This is a genomic window from Duganella rhizosphaerae (assembly GCF_040364205.1).
GTDB classification, from domain to species: domain Bacteria; phylum Pseudomonadota; class Gammaproteobacteria; order Burkholderiales; family Burkholderiaceae_D; genus Rugamonas; species Rugamonas rhizosphaerae.
In genome coordinates this window covers 119,552-140,496 of sequence record NZ_BPWK01000013.1, presented here as the reverse complement: position 1 = coordinate 140,496, position 20,945 = coordinate 119,552, and the positions used below count along the sequence as shown (strand labels likewise).

Here is a 20,945-nt window from a genome sequence, read left to right as displayed (position 1 = left end):
GATCCCGAAAGGAGTCGCCATGCGCACCCGCACCTGCACCGCCCTGACCGCACTCGCCCTGTCCGCCTGTGGCGGCGGCGGTTACGACACGCCGATGGCGCCGCCGCCGGTCGTCACGCCGCCGGCCGCCAGCCAATTCAAAGTCGCCAACCTGGTCGGCGACACCGCCGGCGGCGCCGCCCACACCGACGCCAAACTGGTCAATGCCTGGGGCATCGCCTTCAATCCGACCGGCTTTGTCTGGGTCGCCAACAACGGCAGCTCCAACTCCACGCTGTACGACGGCAACGGCGTGCCGCAAACGCTGGTGGTGGCAACGCCGCCGGCGCCGACCGGCATCGTCTACAACGGCAGCGGCGATTTCCGCGCCAGTCCGTTCATCTTCGCCACCGAGAGCGGCAAGATCGCCGCCTGGTCGCCGACGGTGGACCGCAACAACGCCCTCACCGTGTTCGACGGCGCCGGCGCGCAGGCGGTCTACAAAGGCCTGGCCATCGCCACCTGGAACAACGCCAACTACCTGTACGCGGCCGATTTCCACAACAACCGTGTCGACGTGTTCGACGCCGGCTTCAACAAGGTGACGCTGAGCGGCGCCTTTCGCGACGCCGCGCTGCCGGCCAACTACGCGCCGTTCGGCATCCAGGCCATCGGCGACCGCATCTACGTCGCCTTTGCCCAGCGCGAGAGCGGCGGCGACGACGAAGTGGCCGGCGCCGGACTGGGCGCGATCGACGTGTTCGACACCGCCGGCAACCTGGTCAAGCAACTGGTCAAGGGCGGCGCGCTGAATGCGCCGTGGGGCATGGCGATGGCGCCGTCCAACTTCGGCACTTTCAGCGGCAAGCTGCTGGTGGGGAATTTCGGCGACGGCAAGATCAACGCCTACGATGCGTCCAGCGGCGCCATGAGCGGCACCTTGTCCAAGGCCGACGGCAGCGCCATCGTGGTCGACGGTTTGTGGGGCATCGCCTTCGGGCCCGGCGTCAACAACCAGCCCGCCAACACCCTGTTCTTCGCCGCCGGACCTGGCGACGAAACGCATGGGCTCTACGGCCGCATCGATATGCTGTGACGCGACAATGACGTGGTTTCCACTCGCCCGGAAAAAAAAGCTGGCCTGGATGCGATTACTGAATTACAATAATCGTGTTTTATAAGAAATATAAATTGCCAACAAACAACTCCACGGGGAATAACAACGATGAAAACCACGAAGCTGATCAAATCCGTCGCAATCGCTGCCCTGCTGGCTGGCGGCAGCGCCTTTGCCGCACCGGTCGAACTGCTGTTGAATGGCGGCTTTGAAGCCGACGTCCAGGCCGCGGGCAGCTGGAACATTTACCCCAACCTGACCGACTGGACCGGCGGCGCCTATGGCATCGAGCTGCGCAACAACGTGGCCGGCGTGGCGGCGCAAGGCGTCAACTTTGTCGAGCTGGACACCACCCACAACAGCAGCCTGAGCCACACCGTGCTGACCAATGCCGGCCAGCAGTACACGCTGAGCTTCCAGTTCCAGGACCGCGCCGGCGTCGACACCGGATCGCAAGGCCTGGCGGTGAGCTGGGGCGGCGGCGCCGTCGCCAGCGTCAACAACTCGCTGGGCGGCGGCTGGGAAAGCCGTACCTACACGCTGACCGGCAACGGTTCGGCCATGGCCCTGAAGTTCACCGCCATCGGCGGCGACGACAGCCTGGGCACCTCGCTGGACAACGTGTCGTTGACCACCGCCGTGCCTGAGCCGGAAACCTATGCGATGATGCTGGCCGGCCTGGGCCTGGTAGGCTTTGCCGCCCGCCGCCGCAAGGCCGCCAAGTAACCGGCACACACGCCATAAAAAAACGCCCCTCGGGGCGTTTTGTCGTTTCAGGCGGCGATGCGGCCGCGCAGTTCTTCCACCGCCGCGCGCCAGTCGGCGTAATGCTCGCTGTCGGCCCACAGTTCGCGCAGCTCGGATTGCTCGGACAGGATGCGCTCGATGGCGCGGCCGGCTTTCTCGGCCAGGTCGGTGCGCACCCGGGCCTTGGGTTTGCGCGCATCCACCCACGCGTCGACCGCCGCGCTGTCTTCGCTGCGCCCGCCGCCCTTGCCCTGCAGGCGCGCCAGCACTTCAATCGCCACCAGCGCCTCGGCCGCAAACGGCGCCTCCAGCGTCTCGCCCGGATTTTCCAGCGCCATGTCCAGCGTATTTTCCACCGCCTCCAGGTTGCTGATCTGGCCCAGGTCTTCCGCCCAGTCCTGCGCATAGTCGTTGCCGAATGCCCCCACCGCCCATGTAGCCATCGTTATTGCTCCTTATGCCTTGGCCGGCTTGACCAACGGCGCATCCTTCTGCGATTTGACCACCTGCATGGCGGTGGCGATCAAGCCGCTCATCTCGCCCAGGTTGGCCGGGATGATGATCGAATTATTGGTCCTGGCCAGCTGCGAGAAGGCGCCCACGTACTGCTCGGCCACCTTCAGGTTGACGGCGTCCTCGCCGCCCGGTTCGCGGATCGCCGCACCCACCTGGCGCAGCGCGGAAGCATTGGCCTCGGCCAGCGCGACGATCGCTGCGGCCTGGCCCTGGGCGCGGTTGATGGCGGCCAGCTTGTCGCCTTCCGAGCGGGCGATCTGCGCCTCGCGTTCGCCGTTGGCGATGTTGATCTGCTCCTGCTTGCGGCCTTCCGAGGCCGAAATCAGCGCGCGCTTTTCGCGCTCGGCGGTGATCTGCGCCTGCATCGCGTGCAGGATCTCTTTCGGCGGCGTCAAATCCTTGATCTCGTAGCGCAGCACCTTCACGCCCCAGTTGGCGGCCGATTCGTCGATGGCGTTGACGATGGCGGTGTTGATATGGTCGCGCTCTTCAAACGTCTTGTCCAGTTCCATGCGGCCGATCACCGAGCGCAGCGTGGTCTGCGCCAGCTGCGTGATGGCCATGATGTAGTTGGACGAGCCGTACGAGGCGCGCATGGCGTCGGTGATCTGGAAGTACAGGATGCCGTCCACCTGCAGCTGCGTGTTGTCGCGCGTGATGCAGACCTGCGGCGGCACGTCGAGCGGGATCTCCTTCAGGATGTGCTTGTAGGCGATGCGGTCGACGAAGGGAATCACGATGTTCAGGCCGGGGCCCAGGGTGGCGTGGTACTTGCCGAGCCGCTCGACCACCCACGCATGCTGCTGCGGGACGACGTTGATGGTCTTGAAGACGAACACCAAGGCCAGGATGAAGATGATGAAGCTGACATTGCCGAAACTGATATCCATAAAACTCTCCGGTGGGTAAATCTTAAGCCGCCACGATCAGGCGGCTGCCGCGTACTTCGCGTATCGTGAATTGGCCGGGCGCCGGCGTCAGGCCCGGCGCCAGTTCGACATCCCACAGCGCGCCGCGGTACATCACGCGCGCCGCGCCGTCCTGCCAGGCCGGCACGTGCACGGTCTGGCCGATGTCCATGTTGACGTTGGGGTCGTGCTCGGCCTTGGTACGGTTGACCAGCTTGCCGAAACGGCTGCGCCGCAGCAGCGCGGTGGCGACGATGCCGACCACGGCGGCGAACAGCGTCTGCAGCGCCATGCCGAAGCCCAGCAGCGCGGCCAGCGCGCCGGACACCAGGCCGATGGCGATCATCAGCAGGTAGAACGTTCCGCTGAACAGTTCCAGTATCACGGTGGCGCCGGCGGCGACCAACCAAAAGCTCCAGTCAGCCATGATGCACTCCTCTCAGGTTTAAAAAAGCAAAAACCCCCGCTTCCCGGTGCGGGCTGCGAGGGTTTTTACGGCAAGGTGCGTTGGTATTGATAGTGTTATTTGCTACTCAATTCGATAACCCCAGTCTAAACCAATTTACGCTTGCGTCAATACTTTATTATTTTTGCAGAGCCGCCAGCTTCTGCCAGGTGTCGATGACCGAGTCCGGGTTCAGCGACATCGACTCGATGCCCTGCTCCATCAGCCAGACCGCGAAGTCCGGATGGTCGGAAGGACCCTGGCCGCAGATGCCGATGTACTTGCCCTGCGCGCGGCAAGCCTTGATCGCCATCGACAGCAGCGCCTTGACCGCAGGATCGCGTTCGTCGAAGTCGGCCGCCAGCAGCGCCATGCCGGAATCGCGGTCCAGGCCCAGGGTCAGCTGGGTCAGGTCGTTGGAACCGATGGAGAAGCCGTCGAAGTGCTCGAGGAACTGGTCGGCCAGGATGGCGTTCGAAGGGACTTCGCACATCATGATCAGGCGCAGGTCGTTCTCGCCGCGCACCAGGCCGTTCTTGGCCAGCAGGTTGACGACTTTCTCGGCCTGGCCCAGGGTACGCACGAACGGCACCATGATCTCGACGTTGGTCAGGCCCATGTCGTTACGCACGCGCTTCATGGCCTGGCATTCCATTTCGAATGCGCCGGCAAAGTCGGCCGCCAGATAGCGCGCCGCGCCGCGGAAGCCCAGCATCGGGTTTTCCTCGTCCGGCTCGTAGCGCGAACCGCCGATCAGCTTCTTGTACTCGTTGGACTTGAAGTCCGACAGGCGCACGATCACCGGTTTCGGCCAGAAGGCGGCGGCGATGGTGGCGATACCCTCGGCCAGCTTGTCGACGTAGAAGGCTTTCGGCGAGGCGTGGCCGCGCGCGACCGACTCCACCGCTTTTTTCAGGTCGGCGTCGATGTTCGGGTATTCCAGAATCGCTTTTGGATGCACGCCGATGTTGTTGTTGATGATGAACTCAAGACGCGCCAAACCAACGCCGCCGTTCGGCACCGACTGGAAGTCGAAGGCCAGCTGCGGATTGCCGACGTTGAGCATGATCTTGGTCGGCAGCTTGGGCAGCTCGCCGCGCGACACTTCCGAGATTTCGGTTTCCAGCAGGCCGTCGTAGATCTTGCCCTCGTCGCCTTCGGCGCAGGACACGGTGACGAAGGTGCCGTCCTTGAGTATCTCGGTGGCGTCGCCGCAACCGACCACCGCAGGCACGCCCAGTTCACGGGCGATGATCGCCGCGTGGCAGGTACGGCCGCCGCGGTTGGTGACGATGGCCGAAGCGCGCTTCATGACCGGTTCCCAGTTCGGGTCGGTCATGTCGGCGACCAGCACGTCGCCCGGCTGCACGCGTTCCATGTCGGCCGGGTCGTGGATCACGCGCACCGGACCGGCGCCGATCTTCTGGCCGATGGCGCGGCCCGAGGCCAGCACCGTGCCGGAGGACTTCAGCTTGAAGCGCTGCTGCACGTCGGTCGCCTTCTGCTGCGACTTGACGGTTTCAGGACGCGCTTGCAGGATGTACAGCTTGCCGTCGCGGCCATCCTTGCCCCACTCGATGTCCATCGGACGGCCGTAGTGGTTCTCGATGATGACGGCGTACTTGGCCAGCTCCACCACTTCGGTGTCGTTCAGCGAGTAGCGGTTGCGCAGCTCGACCGGCACGTCCACGGTCTTGACCGAGCGGCCAGCCTTGGCTTCGTTGGTGAACTCCATCTTCAGCAGCTTGGAGCCGATGTTGCGGCGGATGACGGGCGATTTGCCTTTTTCCAGCATCGGTTTGTGGACGTAGAATTCGTCCGGATTGACCGCGCCCTGCACCACCGTCTCGCCCAGGCCGTAGCTGGAGGTGACGAAGACCACGTCCTTGAAGCCGGACTCGGTGTCGATGGTGAACATCACGCCGGCCGCGCCCAGGTCGGAACGGACCATGCGCTGCACGCCGGCCGACAGAGCCACTTCGGCGTGGGTGAAGCCTTTGTGGACGCGGTAGGAGATGGCGCGGTCGTTGTACAGCGAGGCGAAGACGTGCTTCATCGCGTCGAGCACGTTTTCGATGCCGACCACGTTGAGGAAGGTCTCCTGCTGACCGGCGAACGAAGCGTCCGGCAAGTCTTCGGCGGTGGCCGAGGAGCGCACGGCGAACGACATCTCGGTGGCGGAATCGGCGACCAGCTGATTGTAGAAGGTCTCGATTTCCTGTTGCAGGCGTGGCTGGAACGGGGTTTCGACGATCCATTGGCGGATCTCGGCGCCCGCTTGCGCCAAGGCGCGCACGTCGTCGATGTTCAAATCGGCCAGACGGTCGGCGATGCGCTCGGCCAGCGGCTTGCCGCCGTCGACGCTGTGCGACAGGAAGTCGCGGAAGGCCTGGGCCGTAGTGGCGAAGCCGCCCGGAACCCGGACGCCGGCGCCAGCCAGTTGGCTGATCATTTCGCCTAATGAGGCGTTTTTGCCGCCGACGGATTCAACATCCGTCATGCGCAAATGTTCGAACGATGCGACATATACCGCTCCGTTGCTCTGCTCCTTCAATGCTGCGTTGGACATAATGACACCCTTTTGATGATAGAAATCTTCCAGCGAGGCGCAGACTTTGTTTCTTGTTATTCTGGTCGTCGTGCAGCACAATCTTACCTATGGCGCCCATTCTACAGCCTGCGGCTCAAATTGACGATTCACAATAATGACAGGCTTACTCTACATGACACAAGAACAACGACCTCCCCTGCCCACGGTGGCCCGCACGGTCTTCTTCGTTTCCGACGGCACCGGCATCACGGCTGAAACCTTTGGTCACTCGGTTTTGACCCAGTTCGAGCTGCGTTTCCGCCAGATACGCTTGCCCTTCATCGATACGCTGGACAAGGCGCACGACGCGGTACGAAAAATCAATGAAGCGTTTGAAACCGACGGTCAACGTCCGATTATCTTTTCGACCTTGGTCAAGACCGAGCTGTCGGACGTGATCCGCCTGTGCAAGGGCATGTACATGGACATGTTCCAAACATTTGTTGCGCCATTGGAACAAGAGCTGGGCGCCAAGTCGACCCACACCATCGGCCGCTCGCACAACATCGTCGACAGCGAGGAATACAAGAACCGCATCGAGGCGATCAATTTCTCGCTGGCGCACGATGACGGCCAGTCGCACAAGAACCTGTCGTCGGCGGACGTGATCCTGGTGGGCGTGTCGCGCTCGGGCAAGACCCCGACCAGCCTGTACCTGGCGATGCAGTACGGCATCAAGGCGGCCAACTATCCGCTGATCCCGGACGATTTCGAGCGCGGCAGGCTGCCGTCGTCGCTGTACGAGTTCAAGTCCAAGATCTTCGGCCTGACCATCACGCCGGAGCGTCTGTCGGAGATCCGCAACGAGCGGCGCGCCGGCAGCAAATACGCGGCGCTGGAAAACTGCCGCTACGAGGTCAACGAAGCGGAGATGATGATGAAGCGCGAAGGCATACGCTGGCTGTCGTCGACCACCAAGTCGATCGAGGAAATCTCCACCACCATCCTGCAAGAGATCAAGCCCAACCGGCGCGAATACTGAGATGCGCGTCATTGCGCTGCTGTTCGCCGCTTTAGCACCGGTCGCGGCGTGGGCACAGTCCACCGCCTTCGTGCATGTCAACGTGGTGCCGATGGACAGCGAGCGCGTGCTGCGCGACCAGACGGTGCTGGTCAAGGACGGCCGCATCGAGGCGGTTGGCGCGGCTTTGCCTGCGCCGGCCGGCTACCGCGTCGTCGACGGCCACGCTACGGCATGGCTGTCGCCCGGCCTGGCCGACATGCACACCCACTCCGAGACCCGCAACGACCTGGCGCTGTACCTGGCCAACGGGGTGACCACGCTGCTCAACATGGGCGGCGCGCGCGCCAACCTGGTCGACAGCATTGTGCCGGCCGTGGCGCGCGGCACGCTGCCCGGTCCCCACGTCTATGCCAGCCTGATGGTGGACGGCACGCCGGACTACAACGGCTTGCAGGTCAAGACGCCGGCGCAGGCGCGCGCGGTGGTCGACCTGGCCGCCGCGAATGGTTATGATTTCATCAAGGTGTATGTGGGGCTGGCGCCGGACGTGTTCAGCGCGCTGGCCGAAGCCGGCCGCGCCCAGGGCCTGCCGCTGGTGGGCCATGGCGTGACGGCGGTGCGGCTGGAGAGCCAGCTGGCGCAGGGCCAGGTGCTGGTCGCGCACCTGGAGGAATTCTTCTACACCTATTTCACGCCGCCCGGGGTGCAGGAAACCGATACGCCGCCCGATGAGGCGCGCATCCCCGAGGCAGTGGCCTTGGTCAAACGCCATGGCGCGGCGGTGATCGCCGACCTGGTGACCTACCATGCAATCGCCAGCCAGCTCGGTCATCCCGAAGTGCTGCGGGCGATCCTGTCCGCGCCGCAGACGGCCTACGTGGCGCAGGCCGACGTGCAGGCGTGGCGCCGCAGCAACTACGGCGGCAAGTCGGCGCGGCTGGAGGTCAAGCTGGCCTTCCTGCGCAAGCTGACCAAGGCGCTGGCCGATGGCGGCGTTGAACTGATGTCGGGCACCGATGCGCCGACCATACCCGGCGTGGCGCCGGGTTATTCGCTGCACGATAATCTTGAAGAATTGGAAAGCTCGCACCTGAGCCGCTATCAGACACTGGCGACGGCTACCAGCGCGCCGGGCGCCTTCATCGCCCGCACCAAGGGCGGCGTGCCGTTCGGCCAGGTGGCCGCCGGCTACCGCGCCGACCTGGTGCTGAGCGAGCAAAATCCATTGGATAGTTTATCGACCCTGCGCGCACCGCTGGGCGTGATGGCCGAAGGACGCTGGCGCGACCAGTCGGCGCTGGCCGAGCTGCTGGCCGGCGTGCGCGGCAGCTACCGAGACCTCAGCCGCGACGCCGTCCCAGCAACTGCGAAACGCCGAGGCAAACAGCCAATGCCGCGTTAATCATCAACAGCCAGCTGGCGTCAGGCGCGAACAGCATCATGCCGCTCAAGCTGATCTCCTGGGCAATCGGTATGTACACGGTGCACGCGGCGGCCAACAGCAAGCCAGCCGCCAGCGGCCAATAGAGCCGCAGTTTGCGCCACCGCCCTGCCGCCGGACGTGGCCGCGCAGTACGGCGCGCCAACCAGATGCCGACGGCGCACTGGGTCGCCAGCAGCACGGTCAAGGCGATCAACGACGGCGGCCAGACCGCTCTCGATCCCAGCGCGAGCGGCGTCACTCCCCTGAGATAATTGACCAACTGTGGACTGAGTTGCTGCACTACAGGGCCGGCCAGTGCATCCGAGGCGTTCAGCAGTAAGGCGAAGCCCCAACGCTGTTGCACGTCGATCCCCATCGCGCTGGTGAACTCAGGAGTTTGTCCTTCATGCGTCAGTAGTCCGGGAGCGTTGCCATCGGTCGCCCAGCCCATCGCGTAGCCGTAGCGCTGCCCGGTGTTGGCGCCGGGGCGATGCAACTCCGCCAATCCGGCTGCCGACAGGATGCGCGGTCCGCCACCCAGATGCGCGATCAGGTATGCGCCCATGTCGCGAGCTGTCGACGTCAGATACCCGGCTGGCACCAGTGTTTGCGGATACGGCAATCCATCGGCGGCAACGGCCCGGCCAAACCAGAATCGGTGACCCGTGGCCACGTCGGCATGTTCGGGCGACTGGCTGGCCGCGGCGGTGTTGCGCATGTCGAGCGGCTTGAACACATGCTCGTTCATATAGCTTGCATAGGAAGTGCCGGAAACGGCTTCAATCACGCAACCCAGTATCACGAAGTTGATATTCGAATAAGCCCAGTGCTGGCCGGGCGCCGATGCCAAACGCACGTCGGCGAGGCCGCGCACGCGACGCTCCAGCGCATCGGCGCCGGCGTAGGTATTGGCGAAATCGGTCTGGCCTTCACCGTGCGACAAGCCGCTGGTCTGGTTCAACAGATGGCGCAGCGTGATCCGCGTCGACGTTTCGGCATCTGCGACATGGAACCAGGGCAGATAGCGCTGCACCGGCGCGTCCAGTTGCAGGCGGCCAGTCTCCACCAATTGCATGATGGCCAGCGCGGTGAACGATTTCGAATTGGAGCCGATCTGGAACACCGTCTCGGCGGTCGGCCGCCGACCATTCGGTCCGCCGACGCCAAAGCCGTGCAAATGCACTATCCTGCCGTCCTCCACCACCACCAGCGCGGCGCCGGGTATGCCGGCCCTTTGCAACTCTGCTTGCAAATAGGCGTCCAACGCATCGAAACTTGCAGGCTGCGCAGCAGCCGCCACGCAAACCATCGCCATTGCCCCGAGCAGCCGGACCAGCGCTTTTAATGTTGACATTCCACTCCAATCTAATCACTGTTTAAATTAGTCTAAAGGTATAATCTGAACACTGTCAAGTTAACCGAGGCAAAGCACAATGACGACCGCGCCGCGCGCAACCTACCATCACGGCGATTTACGCTCCGCGCTGATACTCGGCGCGCAGGAACTGCTGGTCGAACAAGGCATCGAAGCCTTCAGCCTGCGCGCCGTGGCGCGGCGGGCAGGTGTCTCCCCCGCAGCGCCCGCCTATCACTTCGGCGACGCCGCCGGCCTGCTGACGGAAGTGGCGATACGCGGCTTCGACGAACTCACGCACTGCATGGCGGCCAGAACGGCTGCCGGCGCGCGCTCGCCGGTCGAGCGCCTGCATGCGATGGGACATGCCTACATCCACTTCGCATTCGCCAATCCGGCCTTGTTCCACTTGATGTTCCGGAAGGATAAGATGCGCATCACCGATGCGCTGAAAGCCAGCGCCAATGCCGCTTTTTCGCATTTGCAGGCGGCGGTGTGCGAGGCGGCCGGCATCGACGAGCAGCACATCGGCGCGGATTTGCTGGCGTCCATGCTGGCCGCCTGGTCGATGGTGCATGGTTTTGCCCATCTGGCGCTGGACGGCCAGTTCGAGCGCTTCGCAACACCCGGCACGCTGGAGGCATTCTGCGACAGTTACATCCCGCGCGCCATCAGCCAGCTGCGCCTGTTGGCGCCGGCCAGTTAGGCATCAGGCGCTGGCGACGGCCACCAGCGCGCCGGGCGCCTTCGTTGCCCGATGAAATTGATGCGATCAGGAGAAGAAACGAGGATCGTAGATCCAGCGCCTGATTGTTGTCGCCGTCATGGAGGCCACATCCGCATGCTGCGGATTAATCAGCACATTGTATTCGTCAGGCACGCTCACCGACGGCACAAGCAACAGCGCCGAACTGCCCGATGCCGCCCAGGCGTCCCCAGTCGTCCGGCTTGTCATGCCCGACGGAACCGCATCCCATCCGCCAGGCAAGGGGTCGAGCACGAGGCGCGTGTTCCAGACACTGTCGGGAACGTCGATCCGCACCAGAAAGCGATTGAATGGCAGCCCTCCATTGCGTAGGTGCAGGACTGTTTCAATGGTCGCCAAGGCGATGTTGGTAGCGCTGTAGATGAGGGGCGTGCCGATGCTGTTCCAGCGTCCGCCCGAAATCTTGGCGCCGGCGCCGGTCAGGTCATTGGCGGTATAGCTTGGCGCCTCGACGGCAATACGCCACAAGGGCGTCGTCATGCATAGGCCCCGCTCTGGCTCATGGACAGCAATTCAGCCACCAGCTTTTGCCCTTCGAAAGTGTCCATATAGCTTGCCGGCGTGGCGCCGCCAAGCGCCGGCAGCGGCTTGGCAAGCCAGTCCGCAACCCAGCGTGCCGCCTCAAAACCGGCCGGGTCGCCGGACTCCTCCACCATCGCTTGCACTTTGCCGATCAAGGTCGCCATGCCCAGGACACGCTCGGATTCGTCTTTCGACAAGGCCGTATCGTCCTTCTCTTTCCGGCTGATGGTCGCGCGGGACAGGCCCAGGCTGCCGAGCAGCAGCTCTTTGCTCATCCCCATCGTCGATGAAAGCTCACCGACCATCGAGGCCGGAATACCCTTACGTATCGCCGCAATGCGCGTTTGCGGGTCAACGCGGTAGAGGTTCTTAAGCACTTTGGAAGCTGACATGAGCATCTCCTTTGAGACAATAGTATAGCTCAAACGAGACAGGCAACAAGGCGCTCGTTCAGAAGAAATGCTGCCAGTCAGCCAGCCAGGCAGGAAATTCCTCGACCGGCATTGGCTTGGCGATGTAGTAACCCTGCGCATAGGTGCAACCCAGGCCTTGCAGAAAGTCCCAATCCTGCTTGGTCTCGACGCCGACCGCCACCGAGCGGCGGTCCAGGCTGCGCGCCAGTCCAAGACAAGAGCGCAGCACCGTGCCGATGGCCTGCTTCTTGGAAGCGCCATCGACAAAACTACGGTCTATCTTCAGTTCGGAGAACGGTATGCGTGCCAGCAGTTGCAGGTTGCTGCGGCCGGTACCGTAATCGTCAATCGCCAGGCCGAAGCCCTTCATGCGCAAGCGCAACAGGCGCTCGAGGAAATGTGGATCGGTAGTCAATACTGCCGATTCGGTCATCTCGAAGGTGATGTAATCGGGCATGATGCGATGCCGTTCGAGGCAGGCCGCGATCTGCTCCATGAACTGCGGGTGCGCCAGCGTGCCCTGGTCGACATTGATGGAAAACGAAATCGGAATGCCCTGGTCGTGCAGGGTGCGGCAGGCCGCCACCGACTTCTCGATCATGCTCCAGTCGAGGAAATCGATGCGCCGGTTTTCCTCCAGCACCTGCATGAACGACGCCGGTCCCAGCACGCCGTACAGCGGATGGCGCCAGCGCGCGAACATCTCCAGGCCCTTGACCTGACCGGTCTCCAGCTCGATCTTGGGCTGGAAGAAGGGATCGAACTCGCGCATCTGCAAGCCCTGCCCCACCTCGGCGAACGAGATCGGCGGGATTTTGACATGCGCGCCGACCGCGCGGGCCTCTTCCGGTTGCAGATAATTGGTGATGAGCGTCTCGAGCCGGCTGCCGATCACCGGCTTGCCGATCGCGCCCAGCATATTGATGCCGTAGGCCGCCGCCATGGTCTCCACGGAAAACAGCACCGCATTCGACTGCGCCCCCACCACCACCACGCCGATGCGCGATTTGGCTTCGGACAGGCGACGTATCAGCTCCAGCGCGTCCATGCCCGGCAACGCCAGGTCGATGATGGCGATATCCACTTGCGGCGTGATGCCGGCGCTGAAATGACGCAATGCAGTATGGCCGTCGGGCGCCTGCGTGATCCGGCCCACGCCCAGGTGCACCAGGATATCGGCCAGCGCATGGCGTTGTACCTGATCTCCCTCGGCCACCAGAAAGTGCAACTGCGCGATATCCATCAAAGGCTCCAATAAGTCCGTTATGACTGATTCTGCCTGACTTGCTCGAAAAAGCATACTGCCGCGCATGCGGCCACGTTCAGCGACTCCACCTGGCCCAGGTGCGGTATCACCACCTGATGGGTCGCCATCGACAGCAGGTCATCCGCCACGCCCTGCCCTTCGTGGCCGAACAGCCACGCCACCGGCTGGCGCAGGTCGACATCGTACAGGCGCTGGGTGGCGTAGCCGCTGGTGGCCAGCGAGGTCACTTTCGATGCTGCCACCAGCTGCGCCAGATCGACGTTTTCGAAAATATCGAGCACAAAGTGCGCACCCATGGCCGCGCGCAGCACCTTGGGCGACCAGCAAAACGCCGAACCGGTGCTGCAATACACCTGGGTGATGCCGGCCGCCGCCGCGCTGCGCAGGATGGAGCCGACGTTGCCGGGGTCCTGCACGTTATCGAGCAGCACCGCCGACACGGCCAGCGGCTCGGTCACGGCGCGCTCCGGCGTCTCGATCAGGAACATCACGCCGACGCCATGTTCGACCTGGCTGACGGCGTTGTACAGCGAGTCGGGCAATCCCAGCACGTGTGCGTGCTGCGCCTCCAGCCGGCCGACGATCTCCATCACTTCCGGGTTGTGCAGCGCCGATTCGCTGACCACGCACTGCTCCGGCAGGCCGCGCAGCTGCAAATAGGCCTGGCACAGGTGCACGCCGTCGAGCAAGGTGCGGCCGGACTTGCGGCGCGCCTGCGAACTGCCGGCCAGCTTGACCAGCTCCTTGTACTGCGCGTTGTCGCGCGAGGTGATGGTCTTCATGCGGCTCTCCCTGCGCGCAGCGCAAATTCTTCCAGCACCGCCCGCACCGGCGCGAACGAGCGCCGATGCACCGGCGAGGCGCCATGCTCGCGCAGGCGCTCCAGGTGCAGCGCCGTGCCGTAGCCCTTGTGCTGGTCGAAGCAGTACTGCGGATACTGCGCATGCAGCGCCACCAGCGCGGCGTCGCGCGCGGTCTTGGCCAGGATGGAGGCGGCCGAAATCGCATCGACCGTATCGTCGCCGCCGATCACCGCGATGCTCTGGATTTTCATCACCGGGCAGCGGTTGCCGTCGATCAGGGCCAGCGTCGGCACGGTGCTCAGCGCCTCCACCGCGCGCCGCATCGCCAGCATCGACGCCTGCAAAATATTGAGCTTGTCGATTTCCTCTTCCGACGCCTCGGCGATCGCCCACGCCAGCGCGTTGGCCTTGATCAGCGGCGCCAGCAGATCGCGCCTGGCTTCGGTCAGCTTCTTCGAATCGCGCAGGCCTTCGATCGGACGCGACACGTCCAGGATCACGGCCGCCGCGTACACCGGGCCGGCCAGTGGGCCGCGGCCCGCCTCGTCGACGCCGCATATGATTTCATCGGGCGAGTCGGGCAGGAAGTCGAACAGGCCGGGGTTAGTGTTTTTCACGTTGAGACTCTTAAGCTTTGATTACTTTTAGCACGGCGGCCGCGCTCTCCACCGCGCTGTTGCGCAGCAGGCTGTGATGCATGTCGGTGAAGCGCTCGACCAGCCGCAAACGATGCGGCGCCTCGCTCAGCTGCTTCCACATGGCATCCGCCAGCGCTTCGGGATTGGCGGCGTTTTGCAGCAGCTCCGGCACCAGGAACTCGCGCGCCAGGATGTTGGGCAAGCCTATCCACGGCTGGTAGCCGAAGTGGCGCAGGATCTGCCATTCCAGCTCCATCATGCGATAGGCTATCACCATCGGCTTCTTGAACAGCGCCACCTCCAGCGACGCCGTGCCCGAGGCCACCAGCACCGCGTCCGCCGCGGCGATCGCGGTATGCGATTGCCCGTCCAGCAGCTGCACGTCGACGTCCTGCAGGCCGGCCTGCGCCACCAGTTCGAGGAAGTACTGGCGCTGCCGTTCGCCCGCCATCGGCGCCACGAAACGCAGTGTACGGTCGCGTTGCCTGAGCAGCCGCGCCGCGCCGATGAAGGCCGCCGTGTTGTACTTGATCTCGGACATGCGGCTGCCCGGCATGATGGTCACCACATTGGCGTCCTCCGGGATGCCCAGCGCGCGCCGCGCGCCCGCCACGTCCGGCGCCAGCGGGATCAGCTCCGCCAGCGGATGGCCGACATACGTGACCGGCACGCCGGCCTGGCGGTAGATCTCCTCCTCGAAAGGAAACACCACCAGCATGTGCGATACCGCCTTGATGATTTTCTTGATGCGTCCACCGCGCCAGGCCCAGATCTGCGGCCCGATGTAGTGGATGGTCGGAATCCCGGCCGCCTTGAGCTGCTCTTCCAGCCCCAGGTTAAAGCCCGGATAGTCGGCGCCGATGAAGGCCGCCGGCCGCTCGGCCAGCAGCTGGTCGCGCAGCTGGTTCTGGATGCCCTTGATTTCGCGGTAGCGCGGGATCACCGCCAGCAGGCCGCGCACGGTCAGCTTGTCCATCGGCCAGTGCGATTCGAAGCCCTGCGCCATCATGTGTTCGCCGCCGATGCCGTGGAAGCGCGCCTCCGGCAGGTGCGGACGCAGGCCTGACAGCAGCCGCGCCGCCAACAGGTCGCCCGACGGCTCTCCCGCCACCAACGCCACCGACAGCGGCGCGGCAACCGGCGCCGTCAGGTCAGCGGACGATGCCACGGCTGGCGACGTTGAGGAATTCGCGCATCGAGCGGATTTGCTCGGCGGCCGCCGGCATCGCATCCTCTTCGGCCTGCAATGCGACCTTGGCCTCTTCCAGCGTCAGGCCGGAGCGGTAGATCAACTTGTACGCGGTGCGGATGCCGTTGATCTGCTCGCGCGTAAAGCCGCGCCGCTTCAGGCCTTCGATGTTGACGCCGTGGGCCTGCGCCGGGTTACCGTTCAACAGCACGAACGGCGGCACGTCCTGCGTCAGCGAGGTGCTCATGCCGACAAAGGCGTGCGCGCCGATCTTGCAGAACTGGTGCACATTGGCGAAGCCGCTCATGATCACCCAGTCGCCGATTTCGACGTGGCCTGCGATCTGCGCGTTGTTCGAGAAGATGGTGTTGCTGCCGACCTGGCAATCGTGCGCCAGGTGGACGTAGGCCGAGATCCAGTTGTCGTTGCCCAGCGAGGTCACGCCCTTGTCCTGCACCGTGCCGGTGTTGAAGGTGCAGAACTCGCGGATGGTGTTGCGGTCGCCGATGGTCAGGCGGGTCGGCTCGCCGTTCCACTTCTTGTCCTGCGGCGCGGCGCCGATCGACGAGAACTGGAAGAACTTGTTGTCGCTGCCAATGGTCGTATTGCCCTCGATGACCACGTGCGGACCGACCACGGTGCGCGCGCCGATCACCACGTTCGGACCGATCACCGAGTACGGGCCCACCTCGACGGATTCGTCGAGCTGCGCCTTCGGATCGATGATGGCGGTGGCGTGAATCTTGGCCATGATTACTTCCCTGCTGGCTGGCTGGCATCGGTGGCGCTGCGGATGGTGCACATCAATTCCGCCTCGACCGCGGTCTGGCCGTCGACTGTGCCGACCGCCTTGTATTTCCAGATGCCGCGCGCGACGCGCAGGATCTCGACGTTCATCACCAGCTGGTCGCCCGGCTCCACCGGACGCTTGAAGCGCGCGTTGTCGATGCCGACGAAGTACACCACCGAGTTCTCGTCCGGCTTGATGTCCATGGTCAGGAACGACAGAATGGCAGCGGTCTGCGCCATCGCTTCGATCATCAGCACGCCCGGCATGACCGGCTTGTGCGGGAAGTGACCGTTGAAGAATTCCTCGTTGGCGGTGACGTTCTTGATCGCGGTGATGGTCTTGCCCGACTCCCAGTCCAGCACGCGGTCCACCAGCAGCATCGGATAGCGGTGCGGCAGGTACTGCTTGATCTGGTGGATATCCATGCATTTCTTCACGCAGGTGGATTCGGAGGTAACAGGGGTCGTGGTAGTGGTCATGATTATTTCTCGTCTTGATTCGTCAATGTTTTAATTGTTTTTTCCAGCGCGCGGATTTTATCCCGCATCGTCGACAGATTGCGGACGATGGCGGCGGATTTTTCCCACTCGCTGTTCTTTGCCAGCGGATAGAAGCCGGTGTACTGTCCCGGCTCCAGGATGGAGCGCGACACCATGCTGCCCGAACCCACATGCACCTTGTCGGCGATGGTCAGGTGGCCCAGCACCATCGCCGCGCCGCCGAAGGTGCAGTACTTGCCGATCTTCGCGCTGCCGGCCACGCCGACGCAGCCGGCCATCGCCGTGTGCGCGCCGATATGGCAGTTGTGGCCGATCTGGATCTGGTTGTCCAGCTTGACGCCGTCCTCCAAAATCGTATCGGCCAGGGCGCCGCGGTCGATGGTGGTGTTGGCGCCGATGTCCACATCGTCGCCGATCACCACCCGCCCGGTTTGCGGAATCTTGATGTAGACCCCGCCCTCGTTGGCGAAACCGAAACCGTCGGTGCCGATGACGGCGCCGGAATGGATGATGCCGCGCTTGCCGATCACGCAGCGCGACTGGAAGGTCACGTTGGCGAACAAATGCGTATCCTCGCCGATGACGGCGTCGCGGCCGATGTAGCAGCCGGCGTCGATCACCGCGCGCTCGCCGATCACGGCGCCGCTCTCGATCACCGCGCGCGCGCCCACGTGGGCGCTGGCGGCGACCAGCGCGTCGGCCGCCACCACGGCGCTGGCGTGCACGCCCGGCGCCGGCACGATGGCCGTCAGCGATTCGAAATACTGCGCCGCGCGGGCGAAATACACGTACGGATTAGTGGTGACGATGCGCGCGCCTGCGTAGCCGGCGGCGATAAAAGCGTCATCGGCGGCCGACACGATCAGCGCCGCCGCCTGGCTTTGCAGCGCTTGCGCGCGCAGTTTGCTATTGCTGAGAAAGCTGATGTGCGAAACGCCGGCGTCCGTCAGTGGCGCGATCCCGGTCACTTCCAGGTTCGCATCCCCCACCAACTGCCCGCCGAGGCGTTCGACCAATTCCCCTAGTCGAGTGCCCATCGGGTGATCCAATCTTGATGTGTTTTACTTGTCTTTGTCCAGCGCGGCCAGCACTTTGTCGGTGATGTCGATGCGCGGGCTGGCCCAGACCGCATCCTGCAGGACGATGTCGAAACCTTCCACCGCCGCCATCTGCTTGATGATCTTGGTGGCCTTTTCCGAGATCGCCTGGCGTTCCTCGTTGGTGCGCTGGTTCAGGTCTTCGCGGAACTCGCGCTGGCGGCGCTGGTATTCCTTATCCAGCTCGAACACGTCGCGCTGGCGCTTGACGCGGTCCGCCTCGGCCAGCGACGGCACATCCTTTTCCAGCTTTTCCGACGCCGCCTTCAAGCGCCCGGCCATATCCTGCATGGCCTTCTCGCGGCTCTTGAACTCCTCTTGCAGCTTCTCGCCGGCCAGCTTGGCCAGCTTGGATTCGTTGTAGATGCGCTCAGGGCTCAGCCACGCGATGCGCGAGGCCGAGGTCTGGGCCTGCACCGGCGCCAATGCACACCAGCCCAGTGCAAGCACGGCGAGAGATTTGGTCAGGGTAGCGGACGCAGTCTTCAACTTGTTTCTCCGAAGTAAATATCAATACTCAATGCCATCGCAATGTCTATCCGCCGCCTTAGAAGCCGGTACCCATCTGGAACTGGAAGCGTTCCAGGCGGTCGCCCGGCTTGGCGTTCAAAGGCTTAGCATAACTCAACTTGAGCGGACCGACCGGCGAAATCCAGCTGATGCCCAGGCCCGACGAGTAGCGCAGCTCGGAAGCGCGCATCTTCGCGCCTTCCTGGTAGACCTGGCCGGAATCGAGGAAACCGAACCAGCGCAGGCTGCGGTCCTGGCCCGAGCCGGGGAACGGCAGCTGCAGTTCGGCGGTGCCGATCAGGCGCGAGGCGCCGCCCAGCGCATCGCCGTACACCTGGTCGACCGCGCCCAGCGAGGAGCTCAGGTAGCCGCGCACCGAACCGATGCCGCCGCCGTAGAAGTTCTTGAACACCGGGTAGCTGCTGTTGCCCAGGCCATGACCATAATCGATCTCGCCCTTCAACGCCAGCGTCACCTTGGAGAACAACGGCTTGTACCAGTGGTGTTCATAGACCGCGCGGTAGTACTTCTGCTGGCCGATCAGGTCCAGTTCCAGGTTGGCGCGCTGGTAGCGGCCCACGGTCGGCGTCAGCGCCGAGTCGCGGCTGTCGCGCGCCCATGCCGCCGTCAGCGGCACGGCGTTGGTCGAGGCGGTGCCGATGCCGTCCGGCGAGCCGGTAATGGTGGTCACGTATTCCTTGAAGCGCACCGGCGAGGTGGCGTCGGTGGAGATGCGCGAGCGTTCCAGGCCGATGCCGAAGAACACCGTGTCGACTTCCGAGAACGGCACGCCGTAGCTGATGCGGCCACCCTGCTGGCGGATGGTGTAGCTGCCGATGTTGAGCGCCGGCGGCTGCTGCGTGCGCAGGTAGACCTCGTACGAACGCGAGATGCCGTCGTCGGTGTAGTACGGGTCGGTCTGCGAGAACGACAGCGTGCGGCTGTACTTCGAGGTGTTGAACTCGATGCCGACGGTGGTGCCCGAACCGGCGAAGTTGGCCTGCTGGATCGCCGCCTGGAAGGTGAACTTCTCGGACTGCGAGAACGCGCCGCCGATCTGGAAGTTACCGGTCGGCTTCTCGACCACGGTCAGGTTGACGTCGACCTGGTCGGACGTGCCCTGGGCTTCCGGCGTGTCGATGGTCACGTCCTTGAAGTAGCCGAGGCGGTCGACGCGGTCGCGCGAGAGCTTGATCTTGTTGGCGTCGTACCACGACGACTCGAACTGGCGGAACTCGCGGCGAATGACTTCGTCGCGGGTGGTGGTGTTGCCGGCGATGTTCATGTGGCGCACGTAGGCGCGCTTGCCCGGATCGATGAAGAAGGTGAAGGCGACTTCGCGCTTCTTCTGGTCGATCTCCGGATTGGCGTTGACGTTGGCGAAGGCGTAGCCGAAGGTGCCCAGGCGATCGGAGATCAGCTTGTTGGTGGCGGTCAGGCGTTCGCCGGAATAGGTTTCGCCCGGATGCAGCAGCACCAGCGAACGCAGTTCCTCTTCGCGGCCGAAGGTCTCGCCTTCGAACTTGATGCCGGAGACCTTGTACTTCTCGCCTTCGGTGATGTTGATGGTGATGTAGATGTCCTTCTTGTCCGGCGTGATCGACACCTGGGTCGATTCGATCTGCATCTCGATGTAGCCGCGATTCAGATAGTAGGACTTGAGCGACTCGATATCGCCGGTCAGCTTGGTCTTGGAATACTGGTCGGCCTTGGTGTACCAGCTGAACCAGCCGCCGGTGTTCAGGGCCAGCTGGTCCTTGAGCTCCTTGTCCGAGAACACCTTGTTGCCGACGATGTTGATCTGCTTGATCTTGGCGATGTCGCCCTCGTCCACCGCGAAGGTGATGTTGACGCGGTTACGCTCGATCGGGGTGACGGTGGTGACGATCTTGACGCCATACAGGCCGTGCGACAGATACTGGCGCTTCAGTTCCTGCTCGGCGCGGTCGACCGAGGCCTTGTCGAAAATCTTGGTCTCGCCGACGCCGATGTCTTTCAGCGCCTTGACCAGCGTGTCTTTTTCAAATTCCTTGGTGCCGGTGAACTCCACCTTGGAGATGGCCGGGCGTTCCTCGACCAGCACCACCAGCACGCCGCCGTCGGCTTCCAGCTTGACGTCCTTGAAGAAGCCGGTGGCATACAGCGCCTTGATGGCGGTGATCGATTTGTCGTCGTTGAAGGTCTCGCCGACCCGCACCGGCAGGTAGCTGAAGACCGTACCGGCTTCCGTACGCTGGATCCCTTCGACGCGGATGTCTTTGATGACGAAGGGCTCGATGGCCATGGCACTGCCGGCGCACAGCGCCAGGACAGCGGCGCCGATCAGGCTGCGGCGAAAGGAAGATGAAGTAATACGGTCAGAATATAATTTCATTGGGGTTATTCAATGGCTAAATCAACGAACTAC

21 protein-coding genes are annotated in these 20,945 nt (G+C 63.7%); 5 read left to right on the top strand and 16 right to left on the bottom strand.

Annotation, left to right across the window (positions count from 1 at the left end):
- Nucleotides 1-19 precede the first annotated feature (19 nt).
- Nucleotides 20-1,075 carry a TIGR03118 family protein gene (locus tag RUGAMON1_RS24295; protein WP_445232931.1) on the top strand — a complete coding sequence of 352 codons (1,056 nt, stop codon included), beginning with the start codon at nucleotides 20-22 and terminating at the stop codon, nucleotides 1,073-1,075.
- 129 nt (nucleotides 1,076-1,204) lie between these two features.
- Entirely contained in the window at nucleotides 1,205-1,822 is a 618-nt protein-coding gene (locus RUGAMON1_RS24290) for a PEPxxWA-CTERM sorting domain-containing protein (RefSeq protein WP_445232930.1), read from the top strand.
- 47 nt (nucleotides 1,823-1,869) lie between these two features.
- Here RUGAMON1_RS24290 and RUGAMON1_RS24285 read toward each other — a convergent pair whose 3' ends face one another.
- The 4 genes from RUGAMON1_RS24285 to ppsA form a co-directional block, all read right to left on the bottom strand.
- Nucleotides 1,870-2,286, bottom strand: coding sequence for a DUF4259 domain-containing protein (locus tag RUGAMON1_RS24285; RefSeq protein WP_445232929.1), 417 nt, complete (start codon nucleotides 2,284-2,286; stop codon nucleotides 1,870-1,872).
- A gap of 12 nt (nucleotides 2,287-2,298) precedes the next feature.
- The gene (locus tag RUGAMON1_RS24280) at nucleotides 2,299-3,249 is read right to left on the bottom strand and encodes an SPFH domain-containing protein (protein ID WP_445232928.1); all 951 of its coding nucleotides are present in this window, start codon (nucleotides 3,247-3,249) and stop codon (nucleotides 2,299-2,301) included.
- Between the two features lie 22 nt (nucleotides 3,250-3,271).
- The gene (locus RUGAMON1_RS24275) at nucleotides 3,272-3,694 is read right to left on the bottom strand and encodes an NfeD family protein (RefSeq protein ID WP_445232927.1); all 423 of its coding nucleotides are present in this window, start codon (nucleotides 3,692-3,694) and stop codon (nucleotides 3,272-3,274) included.
- A gap of 157 nt (nucleotides 3,695-3,851) precedes the next feature.
- Nucleotides 3,852-6,281: a phosphoenolpyruvate synthase gene (ppsA, locus tag RUGAMON1_RS24270; RefSeq protein WP_445232926.1), complete on the bottom strand. Its 2,430-nt coding sequence runs from the start codon at nucleotides 6,279-6,281 to the stop codon at nucleotides 3,852-3,854.
- A gap of 154 nt (nucleotides 6,282-6,435) precedes the next feature.
- Between ppsA and ppsR the strand changes: the two genes are divergently transcribed.
- Together ppsR and RUGAMON1_RS24260 are read left to right on the top strand one after the other, a co-directional pair.
- Nucleotides 6,436-7,284: a posphoenolpyruvate synthetase regulatory kinase/phosphorylase PpsR gene (ppsR, locus tag RUGAMON1_RS24265; protein ID WP_116988664.1), complete on the top strand. Its 849-nt coding sequence runs from the start codon at nucleotides 6,436-6,438 to the stop codon at nucleotides 7,282-7,284.
- A gap of 1 nt (nucleotide 7,285) precedes the next feature.
- The gene (locus RUGAMON1_RS24260; RefSeq protein WP_445232925.1) at nucleotides 7,286-8,668 is read left to right on the top strand and encodes an amidohydrolase family protein; all 1,383 of its coding nucleotides are present in this window, start codon (nucleotides 7,286-7,288) and stop codon (nucleotides 8,666-8,668) included.
- Here RUGAMON1_RS24260 and RUGAMON1_RS24255 read toward each other — a convergent pair.
- Entirely contained in the window at nucleotides 8,607-10,043 is a 1,437-nt protein-coding gene (locus RUGAMON1_RS24255; RefSeq protein ID WP_445232924.1) for a serine hydrolase domain-containing protein, read from the bottom strand. The genes RUGAMON1_RS24260 and RUGAMON1_RS24255 overlap by 62 nt on opposite strands.
- Nucleotides 10,044-10,122: 79 nt before the next feature.
- Here RUGAMON1_RS24255 and RUGAMON1_RS24250 point away from each other — a divergent pair, with 79 nt between their 5' ends.
- Entirely contained in the window at nucleotides 10,123-10,749 is a 627-nt protein-coding gene (locus tag RUGAMON1_RS24250; protein ID WP_445232923.1) for a TetR/AcrR family transcriptional regulator, read from the top strand.
- Nucleotides 10,750-10,815: 66 nt separating this feature from the next.
- Here RUGAMON1_RS24250 and RUGAMON1_RS24245 read toward each other — a convergent pair whose 3' ends face one another.
- Genes RUGAMON1_RS24245 through bamA form a run of 11 tightly spaced genes read right to left on the bottom strand, consistent with a single transcriptional unit; the run spans nucleotide 10,816 to nucleotide 20,912 of the window.
- Complete coding sequence (locus RUGAMON1_RS24245) at nucleotides 10,816-11,289, bottom strand: RES family NAD+ phosphorylase (RefSeq protein WP_445232922.1); 474 nt, start codon at nucleotides 11,287-11,289, stop codon at nucleotides 10,816-10,818.
- Complete coding sequence (locus tag RUGAMON1_RS24240; RefSeq protein WP_445232921.1) at nucleotides 11,286-11,723, bottom strand: Xre family toxin-antitoxin system antitoxin; 438 nt, start codon at nucleotides 11,721-11,723, stop codon at nucleotides 11,286-11,288. The genes RUGAMON1_RS24245 and RUGAMON1_RS24240 overlap by 4 nt, the downstream gene beginning before the upstream one ends.
- Before the next feature lie 58 nt (nucleotides 11,724-11,781).
- Nucleotides 11,782-12,987 carry an EAL domain-containing response regulator gene (locus tag RUGAMON1_RS24235; RefSeq protein WP_445232920.1) on the bottom strand — a complete coding sequence of 402 codons (1,206 nt, stop codon included), beginning with the start codon at nucleotides 12,985-12,987 and terminating at the stop codon, nucleotides 11,782-11,784.
- 20 nt (nucleotides 12,988-13,007) lie between these two features.
- Nucleotides 13,008-13,793, bottom strand: a complete 786-nt coding sequence (locus RUGAMON1_RS24230) for a TrmH family RNA methyltransferase (protein ID WP_445232919.1) — start codon at nucleotides 13,791-13,793, stop codon at nucleotides 13,008-13,010.
- Nucleotides 13,790-14,431, bottom strand: a complete 642-nt coding sequence (rnhB, locus tag RUGAMON1_RS24225; RefSeq protein ID WP_445232918.1) for a ribonuclease HII — start codon at nucleotides 14,429-14,431, stop codon at nucleotides 13,790-13,792. Before rnhB ends, RUGAMON1_RS24230 begins: the two co-directional genes overlap by 4 nt.
- Before the next feature lie 10 nt (nucleotides 14,432-14,441).
- Entirely contained in the window at nucleotides 14,442-15,620 is a 1,179-nt protein-coding gene (gene lpxB / locus RUGAMON1_RS24220) for a lipid-A-disaccharide synthase (RefSeq protein ID WP_445232917.1), read from the bottom strand.
- Nucleotides 15,604-16,392 (bottom strand): acyl-ACP--UDP-N-acetylglucosamine O-acyltransferase, encoded by a 789-nt coding sequence (gene lpxA, locus RUGAMON1_RS24215; RefSeq protein ID WP_020702765.1) that lies wholly within the window; start codon nucleotides 16,390-16,392, stop codon nucleotides 15,604-15,606. The genes lpxB and lpxA overlap by 17 nt, the downstream gene beginning before the upstream one ends.
- A 2-nt stretch (nucleotides 16,393-16,394) precedes the next feature.
- The gene (gene fabZ, locus RUGAMON1_RS24210; protein WP_445232916.1) at nucleotides 16,395-16,910 is read right to left on the bottom strand and encodes a 3-hydroxyacyl-ACP dehydratase FabZ; all 516 of its coding nucleotides are present in this window, start codon (nucleotides 16,908-16,910) and stop codon (nucleotides 16,395-16,397) included.
- Nucleotides 16,911-16,912: 2 nt separating this feature from the next.
- Nucleotides 16,913-17,968, bottom strand: coding sequence for a UDP-3-O-(3-hydroxymyristoyl)glucosamine N-acyltransferase (gene lpxD / locus RUGAMON1_RS24205; RefSeq protein WP_445232915.1), 1,056 nt, complete (start codon nucleotides 17,966-17,968; stop codon nucleotides 16,913-16,915).
- Nucleotides 17,969-17,992: 24 nt separating this feature from the next.
- Entirely contained in the window at nucleotides 17,993-18,517 is a 525-nt protein-coding gene (locus RUGAMON1_RS24200) for an OmpH/Skp family outer membrane protein (protein ID WP_445232914.1), read from the bottom strand.
- A gap of 58 nt (nucleotides 18,518-18,575) precedes the next feature.
- Nucleotides 18,576-20,912 (bottom strand): outer membrane protein assembly factor BamA, encoded by a 2,337-nt coding sequence (gene bamA, locus RUGAMON1_RS24195; protein ID WP_445232913.1) that lies wholly within the window; start codon nucleotides 20,910-20,912, stop codon nucleotides 18,576-18,578.
- Nucleotides 20,913-20,945 lie beyond the last annotated feature (33 nt).